Below are 6,416 nucleotides of genomic sequence, written 5' to 3'. Positions count from 1 at the left end.
TCGACCAGGCGCCGGCCACCGCGTTGTCAACCCACAGGCCGCCGGCCTTGTTGTAGGCATCGGCGAATTGCTTGATGGCGGCTGATTCGCCACCTGACGTCCACCAGTGGATCACGGTGGCTTTCAACGGATCGGCGTGCGCCGCGCTCGTGGCCGCGACGGCCGCAATGACGCTGACAACCAACTTCTTCATGCGGTTCATTGAGTCTCCTCCGGGCTGTCTCGCCCATGTGGTCCAACGGAATCTGCACTGATGCTGTGCTTAGGATTACTTAAGCACGGGCGTTACGCTCCTCGAGGAACTTCGCGACGAGTTCGGCGCTGCGTTTGAACGTGCGCTTCTGCGTCTTGTAGTCCACATGAACCACGCCGAACCGACGCTCGTAACCAAAGGCCCACTCGAAGTTATCCATCAGCGACCAGATGAAATAACCGCGCACGTCCACCCCCGCCTTGATCGCGCTGTCGACGGCGGCGAGGTGGCGTTTCAGGAACGAGATGCGTTGCTCGTCGTTCACCTGGCCATCGATCACCTGGTCATCCGACGCCATGCCGTTCTCCGTGATGTAGATTGGCGGCAACGACGGATAGGTCTTGTGGAATCCGATCAGCAGGTCGCGCAGTCCATCGGGATAGACTTCCCAGCCCATTTGCGTGCGCTCGACACCTTGCAACGGCACTTCGGTGAAGCCATGCGCGCCATCGCTTTTTACGTTGCTGCGGAAGTAGTAGTTGATGCCAAGGAAATCCAGCGGTGCGCCGATGGTCTCCATGTCGCCATCGAGGACCAGCGGTTCAGTACCGGGCCACAGCTCGAAAAGATCTTTCGGATAGGACTTCTTCAAGAGCGGATCGAGCACCCACGCGTTGTGCTGGACTTCGAACAGGTGTGCGGCGTGTTTGTCGGCAGCGCTGTCAGTTTCGGCCGAGCTTTTCCCCATGTTCGCAACGATCCCTTTCAGCGAGCCGGGATCGTTTGCGCGCAGCACCTCGACGGCCTTGCCGTGCGCGAGCAGCAAGTGATGCATCGCCTGGCATGCGTATCGGCCGTTGGCCAGGCCCGGCGCATGATGGCCGTTGCCGTAGCCGAGGAACGCGGAGCACCACGGTTCGTTGAGCGTGGCCCATGCGTCGACCTGGCCCTTGAGTTCGCGGCTCATCAAGTCCGCGTATTCCGCAAACCGATAAACAATGTCGCGATTCAACCAGCCGCCGCGATCTTCGAGATACTGCGGCAGGTCCCAGTGATACAGCGTGACGAAGACCTTAAGCCCCTTCTCTTTCAGGCGCCCGACCAGCTTCTTGTAGAAATCGATGCCCTTCCCGTTCGGCTGCCCTGCTTCGTCCATCACGCGCGGCCATGCAATCGAGAGCCTGTAGCCGTCGACATTGAGCGCCGACAGCAGATCGAGGTCCGCTTCCCAACGGTGATAGTGATCGCATGCCACTGCGCCGGTGTCGCCGGCGAGCACCTTGCCGGGCGTGGCGGAAAACGTGTCCCAGATCGATGGAAGCCGGCCGTCCTCATCAACGGCGCCTTCGATCTGGTACGAGGCAGTCGCGGCGCCGAGGAGGAAATCTCGCCGCCAGAGGGCGGAATCGGCGGGTGGGGAAAACGGATCGCTGGAAATAACGGATGCGTCAGATGCCACGGAAACTCCTGTAGATCGGTGGAGTGGAAGCGCTTCCACAAGCGCTTGCGAACGATAGCAGCGCCGATTAAACAGGAACAATCCGGGTTTGTATGGATGCGAGGGAGAAGTGCGGGGAAGAGTCCGGATGAGGGTGAGCAGCGCAGGTCGTTGGTAATAACGTGGCCGGCATCAGCCACATTAACGTTCACATCACAGAGCGTAGGGCACGCGCACACCAGGTTGATCTGGCGAAAAATCTTTCGTGTTGCGTGAGACTAGCAGCAGCGAATGCGCTTGTGCCGATGCCCAAACGATCGCGTCCGGAAGTTTCACACGATGTTTCTGACGGAGCTCGACCGCCCGCGCTGCGATCTTTTATCCCGCGCACTTCACAGGAATCCGCGCGACAAAACGCGTCCCCGCATCTGTTGACGAACTCACCGAAAGCGTCCCGCCGTGTGCCTTGACGATCTGCGAACAGATATATAGCCCTAAGCCCAGGCCGCCGCTCGGCTGACTGGTCGAGGACCGCCAGTACGGCTCGAAAACCTTTGCGAGTTCGTCGAGCGCAATGGGATGGCCCCCGTTTGCAACGCTGATGACCAGATCGTCGGTATGAATTGCAGCATCGACGTGCACCGGCTGTTCCGGCGCGCCATGAGTCAGCGCGTTGGCAAGCAGGTTCGACAACAACTGCTGCACGCGGCCCCGGTCGCAATCGATACTGCCATCCACGTCGATATGTTCCAGCACAATGCGCCCGGGGTTCGCCGTGCGCAATTCCGCGACGACATCGGCAAGCGCATCGGACATGTCACTGGCAGGAGACAACGCCACGCCCAGTCCGCCGCCAAGCCGACCTCGCGCGAAGTCGAGGACGTCGTCGATCAGCCGCGACATGCGTTTGGTCGTTGCCCGCAGGCGCGTCCCCAGCGACACAATAGCCGGGTCGTCACGGCGCGCCAGCAACTCTGCGGTCGCGCCAACAGCCGCCAGCGGGTTGCGCAGATCGTGACCAAGCACTGCGATGAACTGCTCGCGTAACTCTGCGGTCGCGCGTTCGTCGAGAAGCGCGGCTTCGGTCGCCGAACGCTCTTTTTCGCTCTCGAGCTGCAATGCAATCAGCTCGGCGAAGAGCGTGAACATGGTGAGCGTACGGGTGTCCGACACCACCGCCGGACGCGGATCGATCGCACAAAGGTTGCCAAAATATTCACCATTCGGCAGGATGATCGGCACCGAGATATAACTTTCGATGTTATAGATACGCGGCGTATGGTGGTTCTGGTAAAGCGGATCGGTGCTCGCGTGGTCGACCGTGATCGGGGCGCGCAGCGCCCTTGACTCGCTGCAAAGCGTGGTGTGAACGTCGAGCTGGCCGCCCGCCACGAGACCGAATTGAATCGTGTCGTGAACGGCGCATGCGGTCCAGGTTCCTTCGGTAACGCGCGCGACCGCCGCGAATCCGAGACCGGTGTTTTTACAGATTACGCTCAGCATGGATGGCACTGCGCCGATGCGCGCCACCGCAGCTACGTCGCGGGCGATATCTTCGTCGCGATCACTCATGGACGCGCGTCAAGGTAATAAAGAGCTGCATGGGGTTCAAAATTTGGCTTCGGGTTTCCGGAAAAATCGACATTACCATGTACTGCACGATACAACATGTCGGGCCAATCTGACCGTTTTGCGAGTACCACCAAGGTAAAAATCACTGATGTTTCCGCACTCAATCTCATACAAAGAAGACCAATGACCGGAGCAGTCCTTTCCAAGTCGCCCACGGGCATTTCGGGTTTCGACGACGTGACCCTTGGCGGCTTGCCTCACGGCCGTCCCACCCTGATGTGCGGCGCAGCCGGTTGCGGCAAGACGCTTTTTGCAATGACCTTCCTCGCCGAAGGCGTTCTCAAGTACGGCGAACACGGCGTGCTGGTCAGTTTCGAGGAATCGGCGGAGGACCTGGCGGCCAACGTCGCGTCGCTCGGATACGACGTGAACGCCCTGATCGAGCAAAAAAAACTTGCCATCGATCACGTGAAGATCGACCCGACGGTCATCGAGGAAACCGGCGATTACGACCTCGAAGGCCTGTTCGTGCGCCTCGATTACGCCATCCGGAGCGTGAACGCCAAGCGCGTGGTGCTCGACACGCTCGAAGCGCTGTTCGCGAGTTTCCCGAATCCCGTACTGCTGCGCGCGGAGTTGCGGCGGTTGTTCGACTGGCTGAAGGAGCGCGATGTCACCGCAATCGTGACGGCCGAACGCGGCGCGGGCGGCCCGGGGCAGCTCACGCGCCATGGCATCGAGGAATATGTTTCCGACTGCGTGATCCTGCTCGATAACCGCGTTGAGAACCAGGTCAGCACGCGACGCCTGAGAATCGTCAAATATCGCGGTTCGGCGCATGGAACAAACGAATACCCCTTCCTCATCGATACCACCGGCATCAGCGTGCTGCCCATTACATCGGCGGGCCTGTCGCACGTCACGTCGAACGAAACCACTTCCACGGGCATCGACGACCTGGACGGCATGCTGGGCGCGGGCGGCTATTTCGTGGGTTCGAGCGTGCTGGTTTCGGGGCTCGCCGGCACCGGCAAGACCACTTTCGCCGCCGAGTTCGTGGAAGCGCGCTGCGCGCTCGGTGAGCGCACACTCTGGTTCGCCTTCGAGGAGTCGCCCGAGCAGATCGTGCGCAACATGCATTCCGTGGGCTTGGATCTTGCGCAGTACCTGGGGAAGTCTCTGCGGATCGAATCGGCGCGTCCGAGTTTCTTCGGGCTGGAAATGCATCTTGCGCGAATGGCGCGGGACATCGAATTGTTCAAGCCGACCGCCGTGGTCGTCGACCCGATTTCCGCGTTGCGCGGCGTCGACGCGGAAGTGCATGCGACGCTGCTGCGGCTCGTCGACCTGCTCAAGGAACACGGAATCACTGCAATTTTTACCAGTTTGACAAGCACCGATCAGGCGTCGAGCATCAACGACCGCAGCATTTCGTCGCTGATGGACACATGGATCTCGTTGTCGCATATGGAAACGAATGGCGAGCGCAACCGGCTCGTGTACGTGCTGAAATCGCGCGGCATGGATCACTCCAACCAGGTTCGCGAATACAAGATCAGCAACGAAGGAATCGCCATGGTGCCGGCCTATGTAGGAGCGCGGGGCGTGCTGACCGGTTCAGCGCGGCTTGCGCAGCAAGTTCAGGAACGCGATGAAATCGCCGCGCGGGAAGAAGCCGTGCAGCAAAAAGTGCGTGAACTCGCGCGACGCCGCAAAGTGGTGGAACTGCAGGTTGCCGAACTGCAATCGACGCTGGAAGCCGAAGCGGCGGAACTCGAGGCGCTGATTACGCAGCGCAACGAACGCGATCGCACCCGCGATGCCGATCGCGCAGACATGGCGCGGGTCAGGCAGTCAAAGCAATGACCGACCACGAACCGTTACCAAACGACGAGCCTTACCTGTTGCGCCTGTACGTGGCCGGGGAAACGCCGAAATCGCTCGCCGCAATCCGCAACCTGCGCGCATTGTGCGCAACGCATCTGGCCGGGAAATTTTCCATCGAAGTCATCGATTTGCGCGTGAATCCGCAACTCGCCGCTGCCGATCAGATCCTCGCCATTCCCACGGTCGTGCGACATTTGCCGTCGCCGCTTAAAAAAGTCATCGGCGATCTCTCCGATACTGAACGCGTGCTCGTCGGCCTCGACCTTCGTCCGGGGATCCGCTCATGAACGCAAGTCCTGCCGGCGCAGATAGCGGACTTTCGTCGACAGGGCCGCCATCGGCCCAGCTTGTGCTGCGCCTTTACGTCACGGGGAACACGCACCGCTCCACGCGCGCCGTGGAGAACGCCCGGCGTTTGCTCGAGGTCTACGCGGCGGGACGTTTCGAGCTTGAAGTCATCGATATCTATGTGCATCCCGAAGCGGCCATCGCCGCGCAGATCATCGCCGCGCCGACGCTGGTGAAGCTCAATCCCGGACCGCTGCGCCGGGTGATCGGCGACCTGTCGGACTCGAACAAGGTGCTCGCCGCGCTCGGCCTGAATGCATTCGACACCGCTGGCGCCGCGCCCCCCGCGCCCGAGAGCGCTTCCATCAAACCTTGACGCGCATGCCCGATCAATTCCGCGACCCACCCGTTGTATCGTCACTGGACACTGCGTCCATAGAAGAACTGCGCGAGCGGCTGCGCGAAGCGGAAGACACGCTCGACGCCATCCGCAGCGGCGCGGTGGATGCGGTGGTCGTCGGCAGCGACGAGGACAGGCGCATCTATACGCTCGAAAGTGCGGACCGGCCGTATCGTGTGCTGGTAGAGCAGATGCAGGAAGGCGCGGTCATGCTTTCCGGCGACGGCACGATCCTCTACGCCAACGAACGCGCCGTGCAGTTGCTCGACCGCGAAGTGGAGCATGTGGTCGGCCATGCGTTCAGCGCGTTTGTGCTTGAAGGACAACACGTACGGCTTGTCGAATTGCTGCAGGAAAGTGCAACCGGCACCGCTCGCGACGAACTCCATCGGTCGATCTGAGGCTGGAACTCACCGACGATCATGCGCTTGTCATCGCGGACGCAACGCAGCTTGAGCTCGCGCTCCTCAACCTCGCGATCAACGCCCGTGACGCCATGCCGTCGGGCGGCTTGCTGCGCATCGGGACGGTTTCGAAGACGATCACGGACGACGCCGATCTGGCCGATGGCGACTACGTGGAACTGAGCGTGGCCGACACCGGCACGGGCATGCCCGCCGATGTCGCCGCGCGCGCCA

The 6,416-nt window shown here is 61.2% G+C and carries 7 protein-coding genes and 2 pseudogenes; 5 read left to right on the top strand and 4 right to left on the bottom strand.

The annotated features are described in order from the left end of the window. The 4 genes and pseudogenes from ACRXB1_RS27560 to ACRXB1_RS27545 all read right to left on the bottom strand — a co-directional run. A pseudogene (locus ACRXB1_RS27560) lies at positions 1–202 on the bottom strand (carbohydrate ABC transporter substrate-binding protein); the annotation flags it as partial. A gap of 70 nt (positions 203–272) precedes the next feature. After that, positions 273–1,652 carry a GH1 family beta-glucosidase gene (locus tag ACRXB1_RS27555; RefSeq protein ID WP_449493826.1) on the bottom strand — a complete coding sequence of 460 codons (1,380 nt, stop codon included), beginning with the start codon at positions 1,650–1,652 and terminating at the stop codon, positions 273–275. 192 nt (positions 1,653–1,844) lie between these two features. Then, a pseudogene (locus ACRXB1_RS27550) lies at positions 1,845–2,006 on the bottom strand (VapC toxin family PIN domain ribonuclease); the annotation flags it as partial. Between the two features lie 3 nt (positions 2,007–2,009). After that, positions 2,010–3,203 carry a GAF domain-containing sensor histidine kinase gene (locus ACRXB1_RS27545; protein ID WP_449493825.1) on the bottom strand — a complete coding sequence of 398 codons (1,194 nt, stop codon included), beginning with the start codon at positions 3,201–3,203 and terminating at the stop codon, positions 2,010–2,012. A 183-nt stretch (positions 3,204–3,386) separates the two neighbouring features. Between ACRXB1_RS27545 and kaiC the strand changes: the two genes are divergently transcribed. From kaiC to ACRXB1_RS27520, 5 genes are all read left to right on the top strand, one after another. Continuing rightward, positions 3,387–5,069, top strand: coding sequence for a circadian clock protein KaiC (gene kaiC, locus ACRXB1_RS27540; protein WP_449493824.1), 1,683 nt, complete (start codon positions 3,387–3,389; stop codon positions 5,067–5,069). Next, positions 5,066–5,377 (top strand): circadian clock KaiB family protein, encoded by a 312-nt coding sequence (locus ACRXB1_RS27535; RefSeq protein ID WP_174362434.1) that lies wholly within the window; start codon positions 5,066–5,068, stop codon positions 5,375–5,377. The genes kaiC and ACRXB1_RS27535 overlap by 4 nt, the downstream gene beginning before the upstream one ends. After that, positions 5,374–5,754: a circadian clock KaiB family protein gene (locus tag ACRXB1_RS27530; protein ID WP_062002893.1), complete on the top strand. Its 381-nt coding sequence runs from the start codon at positions 5,374–5,376 to the stop codon at positions 5,752–5,754. The genes ACRXB1_RS27535 and ACRXB1_RS27530 overlap by 4 nt, the downstream gene beginning before the upstream one ends. A 5-nt stretch (positions 5,755–5,759) precedes the next feature. Next, positions 5,760–6,179, top strand: coding sequence for a PAS domain-containing protein (locus ACRXB1_RS27525; RefSeq protein ID WP_449493823.1), 420 nt, complete (start codon positions 5,760–5,762; stop codon positions 6,177–6,179). Then, the coding region (locus tag ACRXB1_RS27520; protein ID WP_449493827.1) for an ATP-binding protein at positions 6,122–6,416 on the top strand (295 nt) is incomplete at its 3' end. The genes ACRXB1_RS27525 and ACRXB1_RS27520, both read left to right, overlap by 58 nt.

It is taken from the genome of Caballeronia sp. M23-90 (assembly GCF_053574605.1).
The sequence above is the reverse complement of the archived record's forward strand: the minus strand, read 5'-3'. Positions and strand labels throughout refer to the sequence as shown.

Excerpts from the sequence above, each read along its gene's own strand:
- ACRXB1_RS27545 (WP_449493825.1), bottom strand. The coding sequence starts at position 3,203 with ATGAGTGATCGCGACGAAGATATCGCCCGCGACGTAGCTGCGGTGGCG.
- kaiC (WP_449493824.1), top strand. The coding sequence starts at position 3,387 with ATGACCGGAGCAGTCCTTTCCAAGTCGCCCACGGGCATTTCGGGTTTC.
- ACRXB1_RS27535 (WP_174362434.1), top strand. The coding sequence starts at position 5,066 with ATGACCGACCACGAACCGTTACCAAACGACGAGCCTTACCTGTTGCGC.
- ACRXB1_RS27530 (WP_062002893.1), top strand. The coding sequence starts at position 5,374 with ATGAACGCAAGTCCTGCCGGCGCAGATAGCGGACTTTCGTCGACAGGG.
- ACRXB1_RS27525 (WP_449493823.1), top strand. The coding sequence starts at position 5,760 with ATGCCCGATCAATTCCGCGACCCACCCGTTGTATCGTCACTGGACACT.